The following is a 24,044-nucleotide window of genomic DNA, read 5'->3' on the forward strand; positions in this document are numbered from 1 at the left end:
CAAAATACGATGATAAAAACTAATTTTTTACAAGTAGAATTAAATAGCACTAACGTAATAATTGGCGGAATGATACTCATTGCATTAATTGGGGGAGTTTTAGGATTTGTTTTTAGAAATAATGAAAATTTCTTCAAGCGTGCTGAAAAAATACTTCTATATATTATTGCGGAAGCGATTATTATAGGGGTTGTAATTCTTTTTTCTATTTAATCTCAAAATATTATGGACAATAAAAAATATCAAATGATTAATCAACATTCAAATCCAAAAATTGGAAATGGAAAGGAGATTGTTTTTACTGAGGAGATGAAAAAAGAAGTTGACAAAGCTTTATTAGAGGATAAATCGCAATTTAAAGATGCGTTTGAAACAATATCGAGGATAGCAACTAAAGGTAAAAAAAAATAATTATGGATTTAGATGGTAGAAAAAACAATATTTACTTTGACAAAGATGGAAAGCAAATCTTAGTTGGAGATTTACTTCAAATTTATCATTGTGGAGTTGGAAAACGGACTCATTATTTGTATCACGTTGTTGTCTTGGAAAACACTCCAGATTTTCCCGTTCTTGCGGCTCGCTCTTACTTAAATGAGAAACCTCATTACAGAATGTACACTGTTTGTGATAATGAAAATAGGATCTATAAAGCTGCAAGAATCTTAAATGAAAAAGATTTTAAAACAAAAAGATTAAAAATAGATATTACAACAACTTCTAATTAATCTCAAATTACTATGGAAACTACACAAATAATAGTTGGAATTTTACTTTTTATTCCTCTGATTTTAGCAATAATTTATTTGTCTAAAATCTTTAAAACGCCCAATTCTAAATTGAATTATATAATAATGAAATATAGATTGAAAACATATAGTGCGGAAGATTTAGATAATTTACTTAAAGAAAGTGGTTCTACAGTTCCCGAACGTGATAAGGTAATTATCAGACAATTATTGAAAGATGAATATTCACTTTAATTAATCTCATAAAACGATGGAATATTTCAATTTTAATAAACTTATTTTTAAGTTAGAGCAGAACAAAAATATTGAATTTGTTCAAATACAATCTAAACCTAACCCTAATTATTCTCAAGTATATGTTATCATTTCTCAATCTAATATGAACAAGGTTTATATGAAATTCGTACCGAAAAAATTGTCATTTAATATACAGGTTGTTAAAATATTTTTAGGCAATGTTTTTCAGTTTAGTAGTGACAACGATTATAAGAATTCTGATATTGATTTTATTGTTGAGAATATTGATAAAACTATATCAAATTTGATGATTAATGAATCTGTAAATCTATGTACTGGAGAAGGACATATTGATTATTTAGAAATGTTAAGTGAACACATTAGAATTATTGAATTAGAGCTAGCTAGAAAAAGAATATAAATCTCAAAATACTGTTTAATGCACAATTATCGTAAACAAATAAAAAGACAAAAATTTAAAAATGAATTTAAAACAATTATTCATTTAGATCTTCCATATCCTGATAAAGATGAAATTACAAACGATGAGTGGAAAAAAATAATATATTGGAAAGAAGGTGATGGTATTTATTGTTTTGATTTTTTACAGGGGGGAGATAAATTCATTACTGGAGATTTCATTGATTTGTCTTTTTTGGGAAACCTTGTTGGAGATGTTCTAGAAAGAGATTTTCAAAAAGATTGGAAAACCCAAAAAGTTAAAATTGTTGAGAGACAATTTTTTTACAACATCGTAGACTATGATGATGATGGCGAGGAGTTTTATCCAGATTCGTCTCCCGTCCCGGTCATATTTTATAAAATACTGCCAGTTATAGAGGAAGAAGATTAATAGTTAATCTCAAATAACGATACGATGACAGTAAAATTTCATTTTGCGTGGATTCCTATTATTGTTTATACTTGGAGGCCGCGAGGGACTAAAGCATTAATTTGGTTACAGAAATACCAAACACAGAATGGCAGAAAATCTTGTACAAAACTTGGATTTTTCTCTTATGAATTAATTTAGAAAATGTCAAAATAAACTCAAATGGAAATTCTTTATTCATTAACTGATAGATTTACATTGATTACTTTATGTATTGTTGCTATATGTTATTACTATATTGTATTCATATATTTAAAATATGTAAGGGGAAATGAATCTCAAAAATTTCTTGCTCAAAAGTATTTTTGGTTTTTTAGTATGGGTCTGACTACAATCGGAATTTATTGTACTTTTATCGCATACATAGTATTATTACTTTTTGGAAATAAACCAATTAACAATCGCAGTTTAATTTACATTTATTTGACAATTATTATAGTTCCAATAATTCATCAATTGTTATTGAGAATGTACATTAAGTGGAGCAATTCTTAAAATTCGAATACTTTAGAATAAGCTGTTTATTTTTACAAATAGTAAATTGGTTTTACCAGGATATCCAAAAAAGAATTTAAAAAAATGAAGTAAAATCAAAAATCATGATAATGAAAACCATATTGTTTACACTTTCAATATTTTTTCTTTCTGCAACTCCTGCTTTTTGCAAAAGTAAAAACAAAGGCTGCCCAAATTGGTCTGTGGCAGGATAAAAATGCTATTTCTCCTTATATGAGTGGCACCAACAAACATAAAAATTAAAAATTTATATTATGGAAATTTCAAAAATTGACGAGCAAATTAAAGCACTCCAAAAAAGAAAAAAGGAAGCAGAAAAAAAGCAGGAGGAAAAATTTAAAAATGACTTCCTTAAAAAAGTGATTGGAAAAGATTTTGAAAAAATAAGCACAATTTTAAAATCAAATCCAGAAGCAAAGTTTGAATTATATGTAAATGGCAAACCATTTAAAGAATATAATTTCAACGATGATGAAATAGTTGAAAATAAAGAGTCATTAATACATATCAAAGCCTCTGATAAAATTAAAGCAAGTAAAAAAAGGAAAATTAATAATAACAAAAAAACTAAATAATTTAATAAGATGGAATACAATGATTTAAGAAAGGAAATAGTAGATTTTGTAGACACCGAGTTATCTAAACTTGAATTGTTTGATAATCTTGCATATGATAACGGGATAGTTAATATTTTGAATGGTGATGTTTTTATTGAATTTGTAGTTGGGGAATCAAAATATGGTATAGTTTCTGTAAAAATGGGATACAATGTGTATAATGGACACATTGCGGAGTTGCGTTTGGATAAGATACTTCCTCCTTTGGTTAGCGATATTTCTGAATCCGTTTTCTTTCATAATGTAGAAGAAGAGATAAATAGCCAAATTTTTTCTTTGTTACTTAACATGTTTTTTATTGCAGATAGAACAAAAGACTTATTGTTAAAAAATATTAAGCCCAATTAAAAATGGGCTTTAACTTTAATAAGTTGGTTTAGATCTGTTGTATATCTTGGAGATAAATTTTTCTGCGCCATCTTCCAGGTTGTTTGCACATCCATTGAAGCAAGTTTTACTTTAAAAGATCTATTGTATCTTCAGGAAAATCTAATGTAGCAATTTCAAATATTTTTACCTTGTACTTTATAAATGCATATAATAAAAAAATATCCTATAGAAATTACAGGATATTTTGCTTTCTCTTTTTGGCCAAATCTAACCAGGCTTATCTGTTTCTTTATTACCACTACCCAAAAGTAAAATTTCTTCGACTCGGATCTCAGTAAGGTACTTTTTAGCCCCATCTTTGTCTTCGTAATTACGATAGGTGATTTTACCTTCGATTGCTATTTCTTGCCCTTTAACGACATACTTCTGCATGATTTCAGCAGTTTTGCCATACGCAACAAGATTATGCCATTGCGTTTCTTCTACTTTCTCATTTGCTGAGTTTGTGTAAAAATCACTTGTTGCTAGTGTTACCGATGATTTTTGTGTACCATTTTCAAAAGTGAATAATTCAACTTCCTTTCCGGTTCTTCCAATTAATGTTACTTTATTTCTTAAAGACATAATATATAAATTTTAATTAACGTTTCATTTTAAATTTTGTTTCTGCTTCTTGAGGTTCAACTGTCACCGCAATAATTTCCTTGTTCTGTTTAAACAATTGATTATTCTCTTCCGATCTATCTTTGATATTATCAATACCTTCATTTTTTTTCTGCAGCTCATATTTTTCGATCTTATACTTTTCAATCAGTTCATATCTCTCGTCTGGGAGATTCTCTATTCTGGATTGGATATCGGCAACTTTATCATCAGTAAATTTGGTCTGATTTTCAATTTCTTCAACATTTACACCTTTAGAAGCTAAATCTATAATAACCTCCTTAACGAATTCTTTAGCAGCATCAACTCTACGTTGATAGTTTGGGAGCTGACTTTTCCAATAATCAGAGTTACTATCCCCATTATTAGAATATCCTACAATTCTTGCATACTGCTGTTCCTCACGTCTTACTTCTTCGTTGTACTTATTAAAAGTCTCGAATTTTCTTAGTACAAAGGCCTGATCTGCTAGCAATTTAGATTTCTCAACTTCCAATTTCTTGTTTAAGAGTTCTATTTCAATGTTTGCCCTCGTCTCCGGATTCGTTATGATCGCAGTTTTAAGCTCATGAGTATCTATATCCGAAATATCTAGGACATCTGCCCCTTTCTTCATTGCTTCCAAATATCTAGCTTGTTTAGCTTGTAACTTCTGAAGCATGAATACATCAATACTGTCATTAGTCAACATGAAATTCATTCGTACATTTTCATTTTCATTTCCTTGTCGCCAGGATCTACCTTCAACTTGTCGTAATGCTGTAAAATTATAAGGTAGGGAAAGTAGATATGTATCAGTTGTTTTCTCTTGCAAATTCATCCCTTCCTGAATTGCTTCGGAACCGATCACTACTTTAACTTTTCCGTCATTGAAATCATCTTGAATTTTCAACCTATTAGGTTTTGTAGTAGATCCGGTTATTATTCCTATTTCTTCTGGTTTGAAGCCAATCTCTTTTATCAGGTATTCTTTTAGTTTTGGAAACTCAGAGACAGCTAACTCAGAATAGATAATTTGCCCAGCATTCGGAATATCTTTTTTATTTTGAGCAATAAGATCCATCGTTTCTTTTAATTTTTCAGAATTTTTTACAAATTCAATAGACGAAGGCATTTCCCCTTCATAAAATGGAGATAAATATGGTGAGATAGCAATTAGCCTGGCATTTAAAATATGTGTTAAAATAGCCCCTTTCTGGCTTTCATTAAAGCTTTCATTAAGTAGATCATATTGTTCCTTTGTCAAATCACTCTGTTCAATTTTGTATTCTTTATTGATTTTGTTGGGACGAACGAGTTCCGGATTATCATCTTCTCCCTTTATATCAATAAATTCAGAAAGTAGCTGTTGGAATAAAGTGTTGTTTTTGAACCTCCGTACATTAGACTTGAATTTAACATCACCCTTCGCATCGATCTCCATATCATTGTCCGCCTCCATAAAGGTTTCAAAGAATGTATTCACATTGAAATAGCCTTTTTCTTCTAGTCGCTTATTAGCAATAAGGGAAAGTATTGAATAGTATTCGAGTGGTTTGTTGGTGAAAGGTGTTGCGGAAAGTAAAGTAATGTTACGGCCATCGTGCTTATCCTGGATATACTGAGCAGCCATCCAGGTGTTTATTCCTAATTTTGAAGTTTGTTGATTCTGATTTCTAAAATCTGAAGAAAATCTTCTGTCTTCTATTTTAACTTTTCCAACAATGTGATTTGCGTTGTGAACTTCATCAAAAGTCAAGTGATCAAATTTAAAATCTTCCCAATCATAAATTTTTCCAGACTTCATTTTCCCCTCAATTTCTTTTTCTTTCTGCAATTCCTTTTGAGTATCTCTCTCAGTATTCGTAACACTCTTTAATTCACTCGCTGAGATATAATTGAATTTGGATGCTAAATGCTCTGTTACTTCTTTTGAAAATCCAATATTGTTGAATCCTTCGTATGTAACCAATGTTATCTCTCCGTCTTTATTGTCAAACTTAGAAAGATCATAATCTTTACCTAAATTTCCTAAAACGTTAACTTTTGCATTCGGAATAGTTTGATAAATAGTATCAACCCACTGTTTCAAAATACTTTCATTTGGAACGGCTATAAGAGGTCTTTTAGCGTTACCTCGTTCCATTGCTTCATGCATTGACAAAACGCCGGAAAGCGTTTTTCCAAATCCAACTTCGTGTGCTAATAGTCCAACCCCTTTAGTTGTTTGACGTCCAACACCAGCTTTTTGAACCTCCGTTAATTTAAGTGGCCCATCTTTGAAATTCTTGTGAATTTTTGAAAATAAAGGAAATTTTGAATAGTCTGGAACATGAATGTTATTATAGTCTCTATTAAAATCTTTAACAAATCTATTTCTTAGATCATCTGATAATTCTTCGCGCAAGAATTTTGAAAATAGATCATTAGCTGCTAATTTCCGTCTCTCCCTTACCAAGGCGTTGCGCTCTTTATCGCTACCTGTAACGGTTTCATTATCAACAAAACCTTTCACTTCCCAGGAAGATGAACCTTGAAAGGCATCATGTGGTAATTTGCTTACGAAATCTTTGAATTTTTCTGCAAGATTGTATTCAACTTCTTGCTTTGAGTAGCTTCTGGTAAACTGATTATAAAAATCTTTTTCAACTTTACCCAAATCAAACTTGTGAACAAACTCATGATTCGGACTGATAATAATTTCGTCCAAAGTTTTTGCTTTGGGAAGAACAGCTTCCAAAATCGCTTTTTGCTTTTCATATTGATTGGGTAAACCACCAATAGAAATTTTATCTGCAAAATCTATTTCTAATTGTGCAAGTTTAGCATATATGTTTCCTTCTGCATAATAAAAATCATGCATCCATTTTCCATCAATATAATTTGCGAACTGAGCGTTTTCTTTAGGATTATTTAAAGTTCCATCATACGAAGTATCTCGGAACGCTTTTAGCTCTGGTTGCGAAATATCTGTGCTATTCTGCAAAGAAGCATTAACTATTTCGTCATCTTTAGCAAACTGATACTTGAGAATTTTTTTACTTATCTCTGGTTTACTCTGTATTTCATATTCTTTTTTATCCTCACTTTTTGAATAGTTTTCGATAATTCTTTCAGAAGATTTCAAAAGTTTTTCTAAATCCTTTGTAGTATATGTATCAAGATTTTCAGATTGATTTTCAAATATTTTAATTTGCTTTTTTACAGCAGGTGTTTTGTATTTGACATCATCCAGAATCCTTAAAGCTTGTGATAATTTTTCTTTGATTGCTTCTAATGAATTCGATGGATTGATTTTAGTTTCTACAGGCTGATTTTTCTCTACATCACTAAGGGTTTCTGTATTTGTTTTAAATAAATCCTCAAAAAGGTTGCCTATTCTTTCGGTTTCTTTTTTGTTTTGTAGTTTTTGAATTTTCTTTAGAGCTTCGTCCAAATTTCCATCTACATATTCTTCCAATCTTCCAAACCTATTGCTTTTCTCTTTGGTTTCTCCTAAAATTTTTTCGGGATTAAGTTTGAAATAATTTGAAATATCAAGAGCTTGGTTCTGACTGTTTTTTTTAAGAATAATAATGTCTGTTCCTACTTGAGTACCAGAAAATGCCCCAACAGGCAAACGAAATGCATTTGAAACTTCGGCGTTGTTCAGTTTTTTTTGACGATTCAACCACCCTGAAGGAAGAACCATTGCTAAAGTTCCGTTTTCTTTAAGAACATCCAAACTCCTTTTAACGAAATAATCTTCGTATTTAGAAATATTAGGCTCTTCGCCTAATCCTTTGTAAAACCCTCTATGTTCACCATAAGGCGGATTTCCTATTACAAGGTCATATTGATCTTTGAAATCTCTAGGATTTGCCTTAATGCCGTTTTCATCGATAAATTCCGATTCGAAAGATCGCAAATTAATTTCGGCCTCAGGATGAAAAATTTTTGCTATTTTAGCCGTTGTGTCGTTGATTTCAAAGGCAGTTACAAAAGCTGAAATACCTAATTCTTTCGTAAGATTGAGAAAATTACCAGTTCCCACACTTGGCTCAAGAATCCTAATATTTTTTTGATTTTTAAAATTGTCTTGTATAAGATTGCGAATTGCATCAACAATTCTATCATTAGTGTAGTATTCATCAAGAATTCCTCTACCTTCTTTTGCAACTCCACCGCTCTTGTATTGGTTGCAAATATCTTTTAACTCTTCCGTAATTTGGAAGCTTTTAAAAAGTTCAATTTTGTTATCTGAAGAAACAAAAGTAATTTCGGAAACTGCTTTTTTAATATCTTCATTCGTTATCTTTTTCCCTTGTAAGTTGGAAAGTAAAACATCTAAATCATCATTATAAGTAGAATTTATTGTTCTATCGGATACAGTTCCCCCGGATAAGATTCCGCCCAAGGAATGTTCTCTCTCTCCATTTTTTCCAGCATCGTTCTGTTGTGAGTTGTCAATGGATCTTCTTCTTCGTCTTCCCAGATTGCTCCGCTCTGTGCTTGCAAGTCCATTTCCAGCATCATTGCTGCCCACTCCATGTCCTGTATCGTTATTTCCGACTTGGATGGGTTGGACTTTTTGCATATTCCCTCTAGTGTTCTCTCGAGATTCTCCTGGTTCCATTTGCTGAGTTTCGGAAATTCCTTTGGATTCAATTGTATTTTTGACATCTTCCTGATTTTTTGTAGTATTTAATATAGTATTATTTTGAGATATATCCTTTTTAGTTCGTAAATAATCATTCAGATCATTATTTTCATTTTCAGAAATATGATATGCAGCTCTAATATCTTTAATGTTTTTTTGAGAGAACGTACTTAATATTTTATTTGTTGCAAGATCGCCTGCTTTATCCCCATCAAGACATAAAAAAATCTTACCCTGGTAATCTTTATATTTTGAGAGAAAACTATCGACATTAGTAACAGAATTCAAAGAAACTAAAGTTCTACTATTTTTGTAGCCGTTTAGTTTTTGTAGTTCTAAGAATGACAGCATATCTGCCATCCCTTCAAAAACAACTATTTCATCTTTAGTTCCCTTAACCTCCGTTATATCTGCCTTTCCTATCTTTATTTTTGCTATCGGATTTCTAATTTCAAACCCACCAGAAACATTTTCAATACCTATTCCAAAATATTTTTTTCCTCCATTTTCGTAATGAATTTGTCTAGTATGGTTCTGAAGAATCTCATTGGAAATACCCCTTTGCTCAAAATATGATAACAGTTTTTCATTATTTGGAATTCCAGAATACTGAATTTTAATTTCTGAGAAAGTATTATTACCTTTCTTTTTAAATTCATTTTTTCTTTCTGCAATGTCCACTTTTTGTAAGTTTGAAAAATCAGCAAGGAAATCTAGTGCATCTTTCCATGATTTGTTTTCCAAAGCCATAACAGCTTTGATAAGTTTTCCACCTTGTCCAGTTTTAAAATCATAATATTGCGTTTCTGATACTGAAAATTTATTGTCTTCAGTTCTAAAATATGCATCACTTCCAGTTTTTTTTTCAAACTTTACTTTTCCTTGATGTTCGAGATAAAGAAAATAATCAAGTACCGATAATCGGCTTGTTATTTCTGCGATTTCTTCCTCAGTATATTTCATAATTATTTCGTGTGTTTTTTAGCGTATTCGTTAAACTTAAAAATGTCTTCTGCTTCCTTATCCCATTTATCTCTCGGTATAAGTTGCATTGTTACAAAAACATCTTTTGATTTATTGTAAGAATCAATACGCTCAATTCTTCCTTTATAATCTTTTTCAACATGTTTATACAAAGAATATGGAAGAATTGTATCAGTCACATTTACATAATATCTTGCTAAACCTTCATTATTCTTAATTTCAAAACGCTTGTATTTTTTGTTAAAAAGAATTGTATCAGAGAGATTATACTTGTAATCATAATTTGGGATTCGATCGTTCAAGAATAGAGTTCCGACAGTTTTTTTCTTCAATAAAAGAGGCTTTGTTTTTTTAATCTCAGAAAAAAGTGCAGGTTCAGATATGTTTTTAAGCGGATAATAAACAGAATCTTTTATATAGAGAATTTCAGAATTAATTTCAGGGAATCTTAGATCAGGTATAATTTCAATTATCTCGTCATTAGAATAATTAATTTTAGAAATATGAAATGTTTGCACATTATTTAGTCCTGCACTTGCATTAAAATAAACGTTGGAAATAATATCTATTCCGCCCTTTTGAGATTTTACTTTTTTGCTGCATGAAAAGATTATTGCAGAAAGAAAAATTAACGATGTAATTACATATAGTTTTTTCATGAATATGGTATTTATTAAAAAAGAGCGGTAAACCAAATGAATTTACCGCCCTGGAAAAAAAAAATAAAAAATGAGCGATTCGCAACACATTATATGCCTCTCGACATACTTTGTTCTCTCACATTATTCTTTTCGTGTTTTTGATCTGCCTCTAAATTTTTAATTGGCTCATTCGTATTCAAACGGTTCATTTCACCATCATATAGCTTCAAATTTCTGTCACCAGGAGATAGAACTGCTTTCCCTTGAACAACATTGTCATCATGCGTAAATTTCACTGCGACAATATTTCCCTTCTCCAAATTTTTGATAGTGTTCTCTTTATATTCCGGCTTGTCGAAAATCAATCCGGATTTTTCTGCAATCTCGGCTGTATTAACGCCGTAATTCTGATGAAAATCAGTGAATTCGTAATTTCCATACTTGTTTTTTTCCCTTTGAAAATCTAATTGTTTGAATACAAATTCCTCTTGGTTATTTTTTGGATTGACAAAGTCTATCTTTACAGATCTCCCTTCCAAAAGATTAATAGCTTCTTTAGCTGTGAAATTGTGTTCGGTATTGTTTATCCAAAATTTTTGATTAACACTCTGGCCGTTGTCTTTTTTCAGTTCAGCTTCATAGGAATTCAGAAAGACACCTCCTTTTTCAGATTTATTAAAATTAATGGTAAAGTCTACGGTATTACCTTGCATGGCTTTGTCCGAAGTTGTCTTTATTGAGAATTGCTGATCTTTTCCATTTAGCCCATTATCCAGGTCTTTGTGTAGTTTTTCCCCTTCTCCAAAACCTAAATATTTTAGCTGGGTCTGAAGATGATTGACTAAATTGAATTCCTTCTCGGGTTTTTGCGTATTTTCCATAGTAGATATTGATTGATTATTATATAAATTAATTATGTCTTTAGTATTTGAATCATAATGATTTAGTGTGTCAGGATTTTTAAGAGCTGCTGCAGCAATGTCTTTAATTTTACCCCCGATGATTTCTTGCGATTCGTTTTGAATTTTATCTTTGTAAAATTCAATTGAATTAGGGTTCTCATCTCCCGTAATGCCGTAAATTAAAGCATCTACTTTCTTCAATATTTCAGGGGTTCTTAGTATGGTTTTATATTCAAAACCTCCCATATTGGAATCAATTTGATTGTTTAATGATTGTAAATAATCTTTTTCTGAATTGAACTGTACGATCTCCCCTGTATCTTTAAAAACCAATTGTCCAACTACTTCCTTAGCCTTAGTCAAATAATGATGGGCATTGTTTTCAAAAATCATTTTCTCTCCCGAGCTTCCCCTTGCTTCCCATTCACCATCGTTGATTTTATTAGTGAGGGTAAATTCGAAACCTCCATATTTATCAATCAGAGTGTTTCCAACAACGAAGTCATTTTTTGTAGCAGTATTGTTCATATCATTAAATTTTTTTTGACTTTCATCAGAAACATAGTAAATGTCAGTATCATAATCTTTCATTTTACCTTCTACTACAAATGATTCCCACATTTTTTTCCCATTCTCACTTTTAAACAAAATAGCGTCAGTTATTAAAAGGTTTGAAAGAACAAGCCTTTTATTATAAAAATCTACCAATTCCGGAGTGATATTATTCCCATACAGAACACAACGGCTACCTCCATATTTGGATAACTTATCTACGATAAAACTTTCTTGGCCATTGTTTGGTAAAATAAATTTTCCTACAATATGAAGTTTAGAGTTAAGAACTAGCATTTCAGTTTTATCTGAGATACCAAATTTTTGTGATGTTATAAAAGCAGCGACATCCGCAGCAGACTTAACTTCTATTGGCTGAAAATTTTCTACCAATACCTGCTTTGAAAAAGAATATGCTTGGACGGATTGAAGTTGACGAGGGTTAGAAGATCTTTGTTTAAGATCTTTTAAATCTTTATCGTTAAATACTAAATATTTACCACTTCGCAGATTAATGATAATTCCATCATTGACTATTACATCAGTATTTTTAAGTGCTTTTTTAATATTTTCCAGTACCTGTAGGTCTGCCATAGAAGCTATCAAATTACCACTAGGATGGTTATGAATTAATGTAACAGAAGATGGTTGGGATTCTATTATATTTCCTATAAATAATTTAGGATCTATTGCCGCAGAATTTGAAGTCCCAGTTGAAAGATGTTGTATGAAATATCCTGCATCTTTAAAATCGTACAAAAGAAATGCGTGCTCCACAGATTCGTCTTCTAATGAACGAAAGAGCCATGCAACATCATCGTGATTTTTGATTTTTTCAGATCCAAAAAACTGAATCGAATTATTTTCAGCAAATCGCCTTTCGATTAACGCAAAATCCAGATTTTCTCCTGAATCTTGAGGTTCTCGTAATAAATTGGATCTCCGACCAGTATCATCGGGGGTAAAGAGTTTAAACGGTAATTTTTCACCTGCTGTTGTTTTAACATACTTAGTTTTTTCATCCTCTTCAAATGTGAAATTTGAATTAAGCGATATCTTTTGGGATTTTTCTGTGATTTTGAATTCATTTTCTTGATTTTTAGCATTATTAAATTTTCTTTCAAGATCTTGTCTAAATTCAATAATAGGTATCTTTGAATTGTAATCTAAAAGATATGGTTTTTCGCCTTCCCCTGCTCTAACAACAAGGCCTTCTCCATTTTTAAAATAATCGTAACCTAATTTAAGAAATTCCACATAAGAAATAGCTTCATCAATAGAAGAAAAATTCATTTTTTGAAAAGAATTTATTTCATCTTTTTCATTATACTTTGCTATTTCTATGTTGATTTCCATTATCTTATGAGATGTATAGTACACAAATTTGTGTATTAAATGCTCCAAAAGCAAACAAGATGGAGTTATGAGTGCTAAATAGTACAGAAGTGGGCTAAATAGTGCAATCGGGTTTTTTACTGATAATATTTAAAAAAGAAAGCGCCTATATTTAAATAGACGCCTCCTCACTAAAAATAAAATTTAACAAATTACAATTATCTCCCTCTACCTTTTGGACGATCTCTTTCTAAATCCTCCTGTTCGTCATCATATTCCCTAGCTTCATTTGCATCTTGATACATGTCCGGATCATTAACGTTTAGTTGAATATCTGATTTATTTTCATTTTTCATCTGTTTTTCATCAGCTGAAATACTGTTCACAGAATTAATTGCATTTGAAACAATATTAAGATCATTAGAAATTTCTTTGGCTATTTCAGGATACAAATCTATTTTTTCTTGCAGGAACTCCTTTAATTTTAGAAGTTCATTTTTATAACGCCCATTTTCTACAACATCTTTTTTTTCTGCAACTAATTTTGTAAGAATCTCAGAATTTTTAATAAAATCCAATTCACGGACAGTATTTGTATCCTTATCAAAAACAAATGCAGACTTTGTAAAATTTAATTGTGCCATCGTTTTTTCTTCATTAACATCATACTTTGAGTAAGCGTCTGAATATTGAATTTGTTTCTTACTTTCTTGTAATAGTTCAGAAATATCTTTATCTCTTTCGTATAATTTCACATCTAATCTTGAATTATTATCTTTTAATTGAAAGATAATTCTGTTTTTATCGTTGTCAGCAATAATACTGTCTCCCTGCAAAAATTTTTGAATTTCTTCAGCAGATAGTTTTTTTGTAAAAGTGTTGTCGGAATCAATAATTCCATACATTTTTAGTTCTTCTTGTGGTAAATTGTTATTTTCCATTGTATAATGCTATTAAATTATTTGCTTGTACTAAATCATTGAGGAAGTGGATTGGATTGATATATTTTCCATACTCTTTTACGGAAAAATGTAGATGTGCTCCGGTAGAACTGCCTGAATTTCCGCTTTTTCCAATAATCCACCCTCCTTTTACAAATTCTCCTGTTTTATAATAAATTTGTGATAAATGAAGAAAAGATGTTTCAAATTTACCTGAATGAAGAATTTTAATATAATTTCCGCCACCTTTAGAATCCCAGCCAGTTTCGCTAACTACACCATCTAAGACAGATCTTATAGGCTCAAAATTAGCTGCTAAATCTACTCCATTGTGCATCTTAGTAGTTCTTAAAATTGGATGTATTCTTATACCAAATTTTGAAGTTATTTGTAAATTATTATCTAAAGGCATATAAATTTTTTGAGTATAACTCGGTGTCTCTTCAATGCGATCTAATGTTTTAATTCTTGTATTTTTAGCAGTTGCAAACTGAATTTTTTCATCAATTATTTTAAGTACAGAATCTTCAACTTTTTTATAATCAAAGTTGTTTTGCTTTTTTGTCAAGCCGTATTTAATAAGCATCATTTTAAGAGAATCAACCTCTCTTTTCAGTTCTGCTTTTGAATTGAGTCGTAAAGGCCTTTTTTTTACTTTACTCTCTTTTTTTTCATCATTTTCCTTAATTTCATTTTTCTTCGCCTCCTCAAAATAATTATTTTCTTTTTTTGCTGTTGTCGTAGTATGTACTAACGTATTAAATTGTGCTGACAAATAATTAACCGTAAGGAAAAAAGATAATATCGTAATATTTCTAAATACTAATTTCATTTTTTTTTATTTTACAAATTCATTAACAATTAATTCTACTTCTTTATTGATCCTTCTGAAGTTTGTCATTAAAACTTCTGTTTTCATATCCTTTCCTGATTTATCAATAAAAGAGTAGTAATCAGGCATTTTTACATAGTTTTTTTCCTCCTTCTTTATCTCGGCTATGTTTAGATTAATTTTACCATTAATAGCAGAAGTTTTATACTCTTCAGTATCATTCTCTTCTCCCTGAGCAATCATTCCAACCATTTCTCCGGTTCTTAAAGCGGCTATCTTTCCGGCAGGAATCATAAAATCCATTTTCTCGTTTATGCTGGTTGTGGTACCTTGTTGAGATATTGATTGAGAAAATGATTTTTGTTTAATCTTACCAAACATTTTTTCCAACCAGTCAAGTGTATTTTTATCTCTAGCAGAACCAGAAAAGATGTTACCAACAATTGATGAAATAGTATCCGCAACCTCTTTTTTGTAGAATTGACGTAACTGAGGTAGTTCTTGAAGCCCTAAAATAACTGCAACCCTATTACTTCTTGCTGTCGCTACCACATTGTCTATTTTGTGTATGTAGATAGTAGGGAACTCATCAGCTATTATTCCACCTGGTAAGTTATTTTTGGAGTTTATTAATCTCAAAACTCTATTTAATACGGAGGAGTACAAAGCGGAATTAATATCTTGCGTTGCTGGATCTGAAGCCAAAATTATAGTTGATGGATTATTTCTATTTGTTATTTTAAGTTCAATTTCATCACCAGAAAATACCCAGAAACTTTCCTTTGTCACCAATCGAGACATAAAAATTTTTAATGTACCAACTTGACCTTCTAATTGGTCAAATGCCTTATTATCATATGCGGTTTTGAACGGGGATAAAAGTGAAGTTAATTCTTCATTATTAAAAAGAGTGTCAAATATTTCTTTGTAACTTCTGTTCATAAAAGAAAGTATATGTGGTAAATCCGAATATCTCCCTTTTTCATAGGTCGCAAAAAAATAAATGCAAGACGAAAGAAAGTTAATCGCTGATTGGGTAAAGAATTGATCAGCACCTCCTCCAGAACTAGCTCCACCTTTTTGCAATGAACTTACCATTGCTTCAGCCATTTCTTGAGCCTCTGCCAAAGTTCTGACATACTCTTTTTTAAAAGGATTAACTCTTTTTGACTTTTCAACATCATTAAGGTTGATGACAAAAAAATTATGTTTATATTCTTTGTCTTCCTTTTTCTTTAACAAATGGTGATAATAGGCAATTTGAGCAAGATCTGGAAATTTAAAATCGTAAATACAAAGACTGAAGCCTTTTTTTGTTAATTGTCGAATTGCTGGATTTATAATCCCGAATGATTTTCCAGATCCTGGTGTACCAATTACCATTGTGCCTCTAAATGGATTAAGATTGATCCAACCGTTATTTATTTTTTTATTCCAACGGAATAAATATGGTATATTAATAACTGTTTCATTAACCAACTTTTCTGTGTTTTGGGCAAAACTTTCTTCTTCCACATTCCATCGATCTTTTCCCATTTTTTGTTGCATTAATTTAGATATGCTATCGGCTCCAGACTGAGTAATCATTGCTCCAATGAAAGAAAAACTAAAATAAAGTATTTGGTAAAGATTGAATGGCGGAATTATTTTTAATAGACCATTGTTAGATGCTTCGTTTTGCCAAATTAAAGAAGTAAACATCAAGGTTAAACCAACTATTATAGGGAGAATGATTGATTTAACAATATCTAAATCTTTGTTTTTTTTAGCTCTAGTTCCTATGGCTACAAGAGTTATTAGAAATAACGTTGTGAATTTGGCAGTAATGTGATTTGAAAAAATTCCAAATTTTGCAAATTTCTTTAAAAATTCAGATGCGATCGGAATATCCGCCGATAAGAAACATAGGACAGAGCATTCAATAAAAACCATAAAATAGACAGCTTTTTGAAAAAAGCCATATATTTTAATTTGATGTTGTTGTTCTTGCATTTTATTTTTGTTTTAGAAAATCAATATTTCTAACAATTATTGAATATATCTTCCATAATTAGAAACTATCTGCTTTAAGTATATCTGAGTATTTTACAGTCATCTCAATTGTTCTTCCTGAAAGCTGTTCTTCGATCAAGCGAATTTTTAGAACTTTACTATTTGGATAAGTAAATTTTTTAAACACGTAAATATTTCTGTACTTTTTTCTAAATTGTTTACTATCCGACAATGAAAACAAAGGCTCTACTTGCAGACTTTGATTATTAGTAGCTTTGAAAATCTTTTTATCTTCAATTGAAAATTTGATAGTATCTATATCATACTTTAAATTCGATAGATTATTAAAAGTCATATCCAGGAAAATATAATCTTCCATCACGTAAACATTATTAAGTGTCATTGATAATTTAAGATCTTCTACTTCCCTCATGGGGTTTTTAATTTTTCTTTCTTTCAAAATATCAAGAGCGAATTTTCTAAGTTCTAAAGTTGAAAGATTAACTTTAGGATATTCTATAGGTTGCATATCCTCAGGCTGAATTTGAATGTTTGTTACTGCATCCATACCATAGTTGATATAATCTACTTTGTATTGTGCCATAAACGATTGACAAACAACAGTTATAATTCCTAGATTGGATTTATCGACCGATTTAGCCTTCATATAGCTTGAATCTTTAACATTGCTATTAGAATCAGTGATTTTAACTCTAGCAATGTTTTCCGCTGGTAAATCACCAGTTAAATTGTCTGTTGATAAATCAACAAATTGTATTGGTTCGGGTGCTATAATATGCAAACTAACGCCATCTGAAATTTTCAACTTAGGAAGGTCAATTGTTCTTGTCTCTGGTGTTTCTGTTTGTGCAAAAATTAGCGAAGCACAAAATATTAATGTATATGATAAAAAATTTCTCATGATATTGATTTTAGTATTCATTTTTTTTAAGGTCTTTTTCGTTAATTAAATAGATATAAGTGTTGTATTTTAATTTGGCTTTGTTTTTTCGAATTAGGTTAGCAATTGTCTGAGATGTTGAAGAAAATAATTGAGAAAACATTGATGAAAAGAATCCGGAATTACCGCTTTGCATTTGGGTTCCCTGTACAGAATTTTGCCCCATTTCTCTCATCATTTCTCGGAAAGTGCTTGCCGGAACATAAAGCCCTTGCATTCCATCAACATCGTAAACAGAAAGATTAATTGGAAGTATTTCACCATTGCTTAAAATTGAAACTACGTTCAGATTAACCCTTTGTAATGAAAACCCAGAGATCTGACCGTAAAGAAAGCTTCCTTTTGAAATTTTATAATTTGCGATCGTAATATCTTCAAGTAATCTAAATCTTATTCTACTTCCTAAAAATCCTTTCAAGTTTTCATCTATAACAGCTTTAATAAAAGAATCTGGTTTTTCTTTTGAAATTGAGTTAAAACTTGGATTAAGTGATGATTTATTTACCTTTAAAGTAGAATTAAGAAATTTTTCCATTCGTTCCTTATTCATTTTAAGTCTTTCTTCAGCCTTAAGATTTGCTTGGTATTCCGGATCTTTAGCTTTCTCTATAGAATCCATAACAAGCATTTGTCTTTTGAGAGTTTTAACTGGATCCTCTGGTTTTTCACTTTTATCGTGATAAGAGTTAGTATTTCTTTGGCTATAATCACCTTTGGAATTGTTGCCATTACTCCCATCATTTAGCATTCTAATTATTTCGGCAGAACGCTTATAGTCTCCATCTCCTGTGCTGTTTCTCTTTTGATTATGATTAGGAGTATAATAAGATTGTTGCAATTGTTTTTGAGCAATTTTAGCATTATCAACCGCATTCATTGAATCTATATACCTTTTTTGTTTAATACTGTATCCATCAGAATATTGCATAAGGCTGTCATTTTCTTTATCTAGTCCACCTAGCATTGTTCTTCTATCACCGTTTTCGTAAAGTTTATCATACGCTTCATTTTTTGATAAAATTGAATCTTGCGTTCCTCCTAGAGATAAATTAAGTTCCTCAGTTCTTGGAGCTTTATTTTTATCAGATGCAGATAAATAATCAGAAAAGAGAAAGGCTAGAAGTAAAACTCCTGGTAGCATTATCAAGGGTAAAATGTACTTTTTTTGTTTAAAATTTATTTTTTTAATTTCCATTTTGCAGAGTTTGGTATTGGTTATATAGATATTCTATTCTAAGGCTGTCAGACTGTGACAATTTTTCATTTTCACGTTTTGTTTTAAGCTTTTCCAGTTCGGTAACAATAATTCTCATTTGGGATAATTTCTTGTCTCTTTTAGCTTTCTCAACTTCAATTTTTTCATCACTTTTTGAAAAAACCATTGGAATTTGCAAACCCTTTGTTTGGGTTGGTGGAAAGAATATGAAGTTAACTACCGAAATAGTAAAGCAGATTATTATTGCTGCAAAGGAATACTTGTAAAATTCTTTCGGATGCTGAAATAGCCATTCTTTGTAAAATGCTATTTTTTGTTTTAAAACACTAAAGTCCATCATGATCTACTGTTTATTTTGATTTACTTTTTCAGAATTATCTAATATTCTCCAATTCATCAACATGACTCCATGCGGATTATTAGGTGTTCTCGGGATATCTTTGAAATACCCTTCAGTAATCAAGTTCCTAATAATGAGCGAAGTTTTCCTATTTATCATTTGACTTCCATAGAATACAAACTTTTTCTTTTGTTCATCAATTTTGATTGAATCAGTTTTTATAGAAACCAAGCTATTTGAAGAAATAATTTGGTTGTAAAATCCACTTTCTTTCAGATTGACATATTCTTTTTTTCCAGAATCATCAATTAAATAAAGTGCCTTTTCAACATTAATTTTTATATACTCGTCATCAGGGGCAAGTGTAAAGAAAAGGCGATGGAAAAGTTCAATTTGAGCTTTATATTCTACAGGTCTGTTAAGGGTTTCATCAACTTGCTTTACCAGAACCGGCACTCCGTTATCAATAACATAAATACTTTTCCGTGAATTTTCTACAAGAGAATACGCAAATACAAACCCAGCGATTACTATAAATACAGCAAATACAATAGCCGCAATAGCTACTCTTTTGTTGATGTTGATTCTTTTTTCAATATTTTTTACTAGCATTTTTATTTTTTTAATTGTTTAATTGTTTATCTAATTTTTTTGGCAATTTCTTTTGCTGCTTCTGAAGCAGCCGCACTTCCACCTGATGCTGAAGCTTTAAGGGCTACCTTTCTAGCACTTATTACATTTCCCACAGCTTTACTGGCAGCAGATTTTCCTTTACTCATAATTCCTGCTCCTCCGGCAGTTACTATAGAATCAGCTATAGAAGGAACTAGAAACATTGATAAACCACATACTAAATATGCGACTACTGTAAATCCGGCAGATGTAATAAATCCTTGCCCCGAAACAAAGTTTACTAAAAGTGCTTGATTAACATCTCCTACGTTATTTTCAACAATAGCTGTAAGCCGATCAATTTGCATATCGTATGATGCTTGAATCATTTGTTGTCCAATATTGACAATCACATAGGCGATAAATGAGTATAGATTAATGTTTATGAATTTTGCAACCCAATTTTGAAGTGAATTTTCAAATCCAGGTATTAGCGACATGCCAACAGCAATGGGTCCTAACATAATTAGTACATAACTCCATATTTTTTGCATGATAAATATGAGATATACACATACTCGATACACCCATAACGAGACTGAATTCATAGTAGATCCAATTACATATTGCATCTGATAACTCATACGAAGTTGAAATTGTTCTATAGGAACCAATAACTTATCAATACTATCAGAAACAGCATCAATTATTTTATCATACCATTTTTGGTTTGCAACTTTATCCTTTGCATTTTGTTCGGCTACTGTATTTACTACTTTATCAATCATTTGATTTTGCAAGTCGAAAACTTTTACTCTCTTGATTTCGGTTTCTCGTTCAATAGAATTGAAAATTGCCTCACCTGGTGTCGCTAATGCCTCAAAAGGTGCTTGAATTAGACTTACAAAACCTCCCCAGTTACTTAAAATTAGTGCAACTATTACTGGTCTAATCATTGGTGTGACTTCCCAAGCTCTAGCCCCTTCTTGCATTTGCCAACCTAGATATCCTAAATACATCATTGCTCCAAAAGCTCCAATTGCTCTACCAACCATCGCCACTTTAGCTGCCTCAAGATTTACATTCGTATCTATTTTAGAAAATGCATCCATAAACCACTTTTCCAATCCACCATCTCCCGTCATAAACTGTAGAAAACTCTCCGATGACTGGCTATTATTCTGCCCAAAAATTAACATTGGTATGAGGCATACTGCTAAGAGTACTGTAAAAATTATAATTTTTTTCATATTAAAATTGATGTTTATACTTGTCCATAATTTGAATTACTATCTCCTTATCTCCCGACATTCTGTGATTACCTGTACTGAAATTTTCTTTATGACTCTTAACTTTTGCAAGTAAATCTTTGTATTGTTGGAAAATATTTCCTTTATTCTCAAAGTCTTTAATTTTAGCTTGAAATGATCTCCATTCTTTAAGAATATCATGATACATTAAAAATCTTTTTCCTCTAGGCATATCCATTGTTCTTGCTTGATTATATTTATCTTTTAAAATATCTAATCGTTCTTTTAGAAGTGGAATACTCCCAGAAATTGTTAAGCTTTCATATACCTTCTGGTTAGGAAATCCCCAATCAAGATATGATTGTGGGTTTTCAGGAAAATCTTTCAATGGTTTCAGCATTCTTTTGTAATAAAGTAACCAAAGTGGATCTGCATCAACTGTTGCAGATGTCCAGTGAGCTAAATCTTGAATACTTCTTTTTTGTAAACTATCTGCATGAATCAAAATGTTCTCGGTTTGCTTTTTTTGTAATTCTGCCAGAGCTAATCTTTGAGTTTCTTCACCTCCAATTCTTAAAGGCCGGATATCCGGACCATTTTTATAATCCTTATTTCTCGATGGCGCCCACATTCCCCAAACTGTTGCATATGCAAAATTTGTTTGTATACCAAGAACATATTTAGGATATGGCCTCCAGTCACCCCATGCCTCAAAAGTGTTTCGTTTGTAATGTGCTACAATTGCAGGATCGTTTAGTCTTTTAATGCTTTGACTAAAGCTACTTGTAGCAATGAGTATTGTGGATAAGACAAATATTTTTAAATGTAATTTCATTATTTTAAATTTTAAAAAATCCAGTTCCATTTTTGAATAATATCTCTTACAATGGTTTTATCCATGTTTATGTAATCCCTTATAAAAGGTATCTGATAGATGTATGGTTTATCTTTTGATTCTCCTAACAGTAACTTAATGTAGATTAAATCACCTAATATGATATTTGACTTAACTCTAATTACATCAATAAGCCCTGCTCTATCCGAAGGATCCATAAGAAAGTCACTACCTTCTCTAAGAACTTCCTCAACCAATTGCTTTTTAAGTTGAATTAGTTGTTTTACTATATCAGCGTAATACTGGTATAGTAAAACAGCAAACTCGGGCTTTTTAACAGTATAGGATAGGACAATGGATGCTGTTTGACCTATTTCTTCAAATCTTTTATAGATATAGAAAAGTTGTTTTCCTTGGAGCAATGCAGAATTCACATTATAAAGATTATTATAAATAAATCCTTGTATTGCAACAATTTGTGCAACTTTTTGATTTACCTTATCATACATTTCTCTTTGCTTTTCATAAGAATTCAACAGCGATTGATTCGATGCTAATCTAACTGTCTGGTTTTTTGTTATTTGTGCCAGTAATAATTCATTAAAAACAACATCCTGACATTTGTAAGAAGAAGAAGCGAAAAGAAAAAAGGATACAATTAGTAAAAACTTTTTCATATTTAAAATTTTACATTTTTAATGATTTCACCTACAATAGCTTTATCTTGATTAACCCAGTTTATAACAGTATTTTTTTTCCATTGTAAAGCATTTTTTGTTTGCCATACTTGAAAATATATACTGTAGGCAATATCTTTAATCCTTCTCAACTCATCTAAAGCGTAATCAAGAAGAATCTTTCTTTCCGCTTTTTCCATTTGATTAATGGCTCCATAAGAGAGAACAATACCAGCTATATATCTTACGATCATTTGTACTTCATCAGCAAAATTGACTTGTGATCCTAAAATTATTGGAACCAGGTAAGGCGTTTCATTAATTATGGCTATTGTTTTATTTTGATAATCTGCTATTTGTTGGGACTCAAGAAAGATTGCATAACCCGTAGGAACTGATTGAAGCGCAAAATCAACAAATCGTAACCTTTCTTGCACTTTTTTAGTAGTGTCTTTAAAGTCCTTCCATAATCCCTTGTTGATAGTTTCTGTCCCAGTATTAGTTGACTGTTTATTTTTCATCTCTTTCTGCCTTTCATTTTCCTGCATACTATGACGTATCTCTTGATTCATCATTGGAAAGCTTACATTCTCCTGTTCCCAAGGTGGTGGTGTATGCCCACCAGAAGAAGAAAATATGATAACTGAAAAAAGTAGAATAACACTATAAATAAATTGCCTTCTCATATCTATTATTTAAAATGATCCTTTATATTTTTGCATAATATTTTGAACTATGCTTTTGTCAGTATTGATATATCCTTGAAAGGGATTGATTGATCTCCAAAACCCAACATCTATTGCTCTTTGAATAGTATACTTAATGCTATAAATCCATAGTTCCAGAGATTTAACTTTTTCATGTATAGCAAGCAATAATTTATAACGATCGCCCGCTGTTGCTAAATTTAATTCTCCTGGCTTGAGGAGTTGGGATATTTCAGTTGTTAATTCTACACCAGTTTGATAAACCTTTTCAGTTGACTTAGCACCAAAAACGGCATACTGAGGTTTATCTTTAACAAGTACAGTTACCTGCTTAGCATATTCCAAACATCTATTGACATCAGCATAGATGTTCATTACTTGAATACCATTAGAGACAGTACCACTTACTTCAGTCAAACCTTTAAGTACCTTTTCTTGAATTGCATTTGCTGCAATCATCTGCGTTGCAACGAATGCTTGTGCTTGTTGCAATTTTGTTTGTTGCTCAATTGTTTTATTTTGCGCTGATTCCAATTGATCAGCTGCAACTTTCATTGCTAAAGTGGTCGTTATATCTATGTAAGTGTTTTGAGAGTAGACCAGAGAACCCATTGCAATAAAAAAAAATAAACTACATTTTTTCAT

The 24,044-nt window shown here is 31.0% G+C and carries 24 protein-coding genes and 1 pseudogene; 8 read left to right on the forward strand and 17 right to left on the reverse strand.

The window, feature by feature from the left end; translation table 11 throughout:
- The first annotated feature begins 9 nt into the window (after nucleotides 1–9).
- The 8 genes from AC00Y6_RS04040 to AC00Y6_RS04075 all read left to right on the forward strand — a co-directional run bounded on the left by AC00Y6_RS04040 (nucleotide 10) and on the right by AC00Y6_RS04075 (nucleotide 3,359).
- The gene (locus AC00Y6_RS04040; protein ID WP_474489334.1) at nucleotides 10–213 is read left to right on the forward strand and encodes a hypothetical protein; all 204 of its coding nucleotides are present in this window, start codon (nucleotides 10–12) and stop codon (nucleotides 211–213) included.
- A 12-nt stretch (nucleotides 214–225) separates the two neighbouring features.
- Nucleotides 226–411 carry a hypothetical protein gene (locus AC00Y6_RS04045; protein ID WP_474489335.1) on the forward strand — a complete coding sequence of 62 codons (186 nt, stop codon included), beginning with the start codon at nucleotides 226–228 and terminating at the stop codon, nucleotides 409–411.
- Between the two features lie 2 nt (nucleotides 412–413).
- Nucleotides 414–728, forward strand: a complete 315-nt coding sequence (locus AC00Y6_RS04050; RefSeq protein ID WP_474489336.1) for a hypothetical protein — start codon at nucleotides 414–416, stop codon at nucleotides 726–728.
- Nucleotides 729–740: 12 nt separating this feature from the next.
- The gene (locus tag AC00Y6_RS04055; RefSeq protein ID WP_474489337.1) at nucleotides 741–983 is read left to right on the forward strand and encodes a hypothetical protein; all 243 of its coding nucleotides are present in this window, start codon (nucleotides 741–743) and stop codon (nucleotides 981–983) included.
- A 16-nt stretch (nucleotides 984–999) separates the two neighbouring features.
- A complete protein-coding gene (locus tag AC00Y6_RS04060) occupies nucleotides 1,000–1,407 on the forward strand; it encodes a hypothetical protein (protein ID WP_474489338.1) in 408 nt (135 codons plus the stop codon).
- Between the two features lie 18 nt (nucleotides 1,408–1,425).
- Complete coding sequence (locus tag AC00Y6_RS04065; protein WP_474489339.1) at nucleotides 1,426–1,839, forward strand: hypothetical protein; 414 nt, start codon at nucleotides 1,426–1,428, stop codon at nucleotides 1,837–1,839.
- An 809-nt stretch (nucleotides 1,840–2,648) separates the two neighbouring features.
- A complete protein-coding gene (locus tag AC00Y6_RS04070; protein WP_474489340.1) occupies nucleotides 2,649–2,969 on the forward strand; it encodes a hypothetical protein in 321 nt (106 codons plus the stop codon).
- Nucleotides 2,970–2,978: 9 nt separating this feature from the next.
- Nucleotides 2,979–3,359 carry a hypothetical protein gene (locus AC00Y6_RS04075; protein WP_474489341.1) on the forward strand — a complete coding sequence of 127 codons (381 nt, stop codon included), beginning with the start codon at nucleotides 2,979–2,981 and terminating at the stop codon, nucleotides 3,357–3,359.
- On the opposite strand, the pseudogene AC00Y6_RS04080 reads toward AC00Y6_RS04075, so the two are convergent.
- The 17 genes and pseudogenes from AC00Y6_RS04080 to AC00Y6_RS04160 all read right to left on the reverse strand — a co-directional run.
- Nucleotides 3,356–3,460, reverse strand: a pseudogene (locus AC00Y6_RS04080) (DUF4113 domain-containing protein); the annotation flags it as partial. The gene AC00Y6_RS04075 and the pseudogene AC00Y6_RS04080 sit on opposite strands and share 4 nt — an antisense overlap.
- Before the next feature lie 148 nt (nucleotides 3,461–3,608).
- The gene (locus tag AC00Y6_RS04085; RefSeq protein WP_474489342.1) at nucleotides 3,609–3,965 is read right to left on the reverse strand and encodes a single-stranded DNA-binding protein; all 357 of its coding nucleotides are present in this window, start codon (nucleotides 3,963–3,965) and stop codon (nucleotides 3,609–3,611) included.
- Nucleotides 3,966–3,981: 16 nt separating this feature from the next.
- Entirely contained in the window at nucleotides 3,982–9,585 is a 5,604-nt protein-coding gene (locus tag AC00Y6_RS04090) for a toprim domain-containing protein (RefSeq protein WP_474489343.1), read from the reverse strand.
- A gap of 2 nt (nucleotides 9,586–9,587) precedes the next feature.
- The gene (locus AC00Y6_RS04095) at nucleotides 9,588–10,265 is read right to left on the reverse strand and encodes a hypothetical protein (protein ID WP_474489344.1); all 678 of its coding nucleotides are present in this window, start codon (nucleotides 10,263–10,265) and stop codon (nucleotides 9,588–9,590) included.
- 89 nt (nucleotides 10,266–10,354) lie between these two features.
- A complete protein-coding gene (locus AC00Y6_RS04100; RefSeq protein WP_474489345.1) occupies nucleotides 10,355–13,057 on the reverse strand; it encodes a JAB domain-containing protein in 2,703 nt (900 codons plus the stop codon).
- Nucleotides 13,058–13,254: 197 nt separating this feature from the next.
- Entirely contained in the window at nucleotides 13,255–13,977 is a 723-nt protein-coding gene (locus AC00Y6_RS04105; protein ID WP_474489346.1) for a hypothetical protein, read from the reverse strand.
- A complete protein-coding gene (locus AC00Y6_RS04110; protein WP_474489347.1) occupies nucleotides 13,967–14,809 on the reverse strand; it encodes a M23 family metallopeptidase in 843 nt (280 codons plus the stop codon). The genes AC00Y6_RS04105 and AC00Y6_RS04110 overlap by 11 nt, the downstream gene beginning before the upstream one ends.
- 6 nt (nucleotides 14,810–14,815) lie before the next feature.
- Nucleotides 14,816–16,801: a type IV secretory system conjugative DNA transfer family protein gene (locus tag AC00Y6_RS04115; RefSeq protein WP_474489348.1), complete on the reverse strand. Its 1,986-nt coding sequence runs from the start codon at nucleotides 16,799–16,801 to the stop codon at nucleotides 14,816–14,818.
- A 58-nt stretch (nucleotides 16,802–16,859) separates the two neighbouring features.
- A complete protein-coding gene (traN, locus tag AC00Y6_RS04120; RefSeq protein WP_474489369.1) occupies nucleotides 16,860–17,723 on the reverse strand; it encodes a conjugative transposon protein TraN in 864 nt (287 codons plus the stop codon).
- A gap of 10 nt (nucleotides 17,724–17,733) precedes the next feature.
- Nucleotides 17,734–18,957 carry a conjugative transposon protein TraM gene (gene traM / locus AC00Y6_RS04125; protein WP_474489349.1) on the reverse strand — a complete coding sequence of 408 codons (1,224 nt, stop codon included), beginning with the start codon at nucleotides 18,955–18,957 and terminating at the stop codon, nucleotides 17,734–17,736.
- The gene (locus AC00Y6_RS04130) at nucleotides 18,947–19,318 is read right to left on the reverse strand and encodes a hypothetical protein (RefSeq protein ID WP_474489350.1); all 372 of its coding nucleotides are present in this window, start codon (nucleotides 19,316–19,318) and stop codon (nucleotides 18,947–18,949) included. The genes traM and AC00Y6_RS04130 overlap by 11 nt, the downstream gene beginning before the upstream one ends.
- A gap of 3 nt (nucleotides 19,319–19,321) precedes the next feature.
- Nucleotides 19,322–19,930 carry a conjugative transposon protein TraK gene (gene traK, locus AC00Y6_RS04135; protein ID WP_474489351.1) on the reverse strand — a complete coding sequence of 203 codons (609 nt, stop codon included), beginning with the start codon at nucleotides 19,928–19,930 and terminating at the stop codon, nucleotides 19,322–19,324.
- A gap of 26 nt (nucleotides 19,931–19,956) precedes the next feature.
- Nucleotides 19,957–21,180 carry a TraJ family protein gene (locus AC00Y6_RS04140; RefSeq protein ID WP_474489352.1) on the reverse strand — a complete coding sequence of 408 codons (1,224 nt, stop codon included), beginning with the start codon at nucleotides 21,178–21,180 and terminating at the stop codon, nucleotides 19,957–19,959.
- Between the two features lies 1 nt (nucleotide 21,181).
- Nucleotides 21,182–22,045: a hypothetical protein gene (locus AC00Y6_RS04145; RefSeq protein ID WP_474489353.1), complete on the reverse strand. Its 864-nt coding sequence runs from the start codon at nucleotides 22,043–22,045 to the stop codon at nucleotides 21,182–21,184.
- Nucleotides 22,027–22,692 (reverse strand): hypothetical protein, encoded by a 666-nt coding sequence (locus AC00Y6_RS04150; RefSeq protein ID WP_474489354.1) that lies wholly within the window; start codon nucleotides 22,690–22,692, stop codon nucleotides 22,027–22,029. Before AC00Y6_RS04150 ends, AC00Y6_RS04145 begins: the two co-directional genes overlap by 19 nt.
- 2 nt (nucleotides 22,693–22,694) lie before the next feature.
- Nucleotides 22,695–23,378 carry a hypothetical protein gene (locus AC00Y6_RS04155; RefSeq protein ID WP_474489355.1) on the reverse strand — a complete coding sequence of 228 codons (684 nt, stop codon included), beginning with the start codon at nucleotides 23,376–23,378 and terminating at the stop codon, nucleotides 22,695–22,697.
- Between the two features lie 9 nt (nucleotides 23,379–23,387).
- A complete protein-coding gene (locus AC00Y6_RS04160) occupies nucleotides 23,388–24,044 on the reverse strand; it encodes a hypothetical protein (RefSeq protein WP_474489356.1) in 657 nt (218 codons plus the stop codon).

It is taken from the genome of Epilithonimonas sp. (assembly GCF_056329745.1).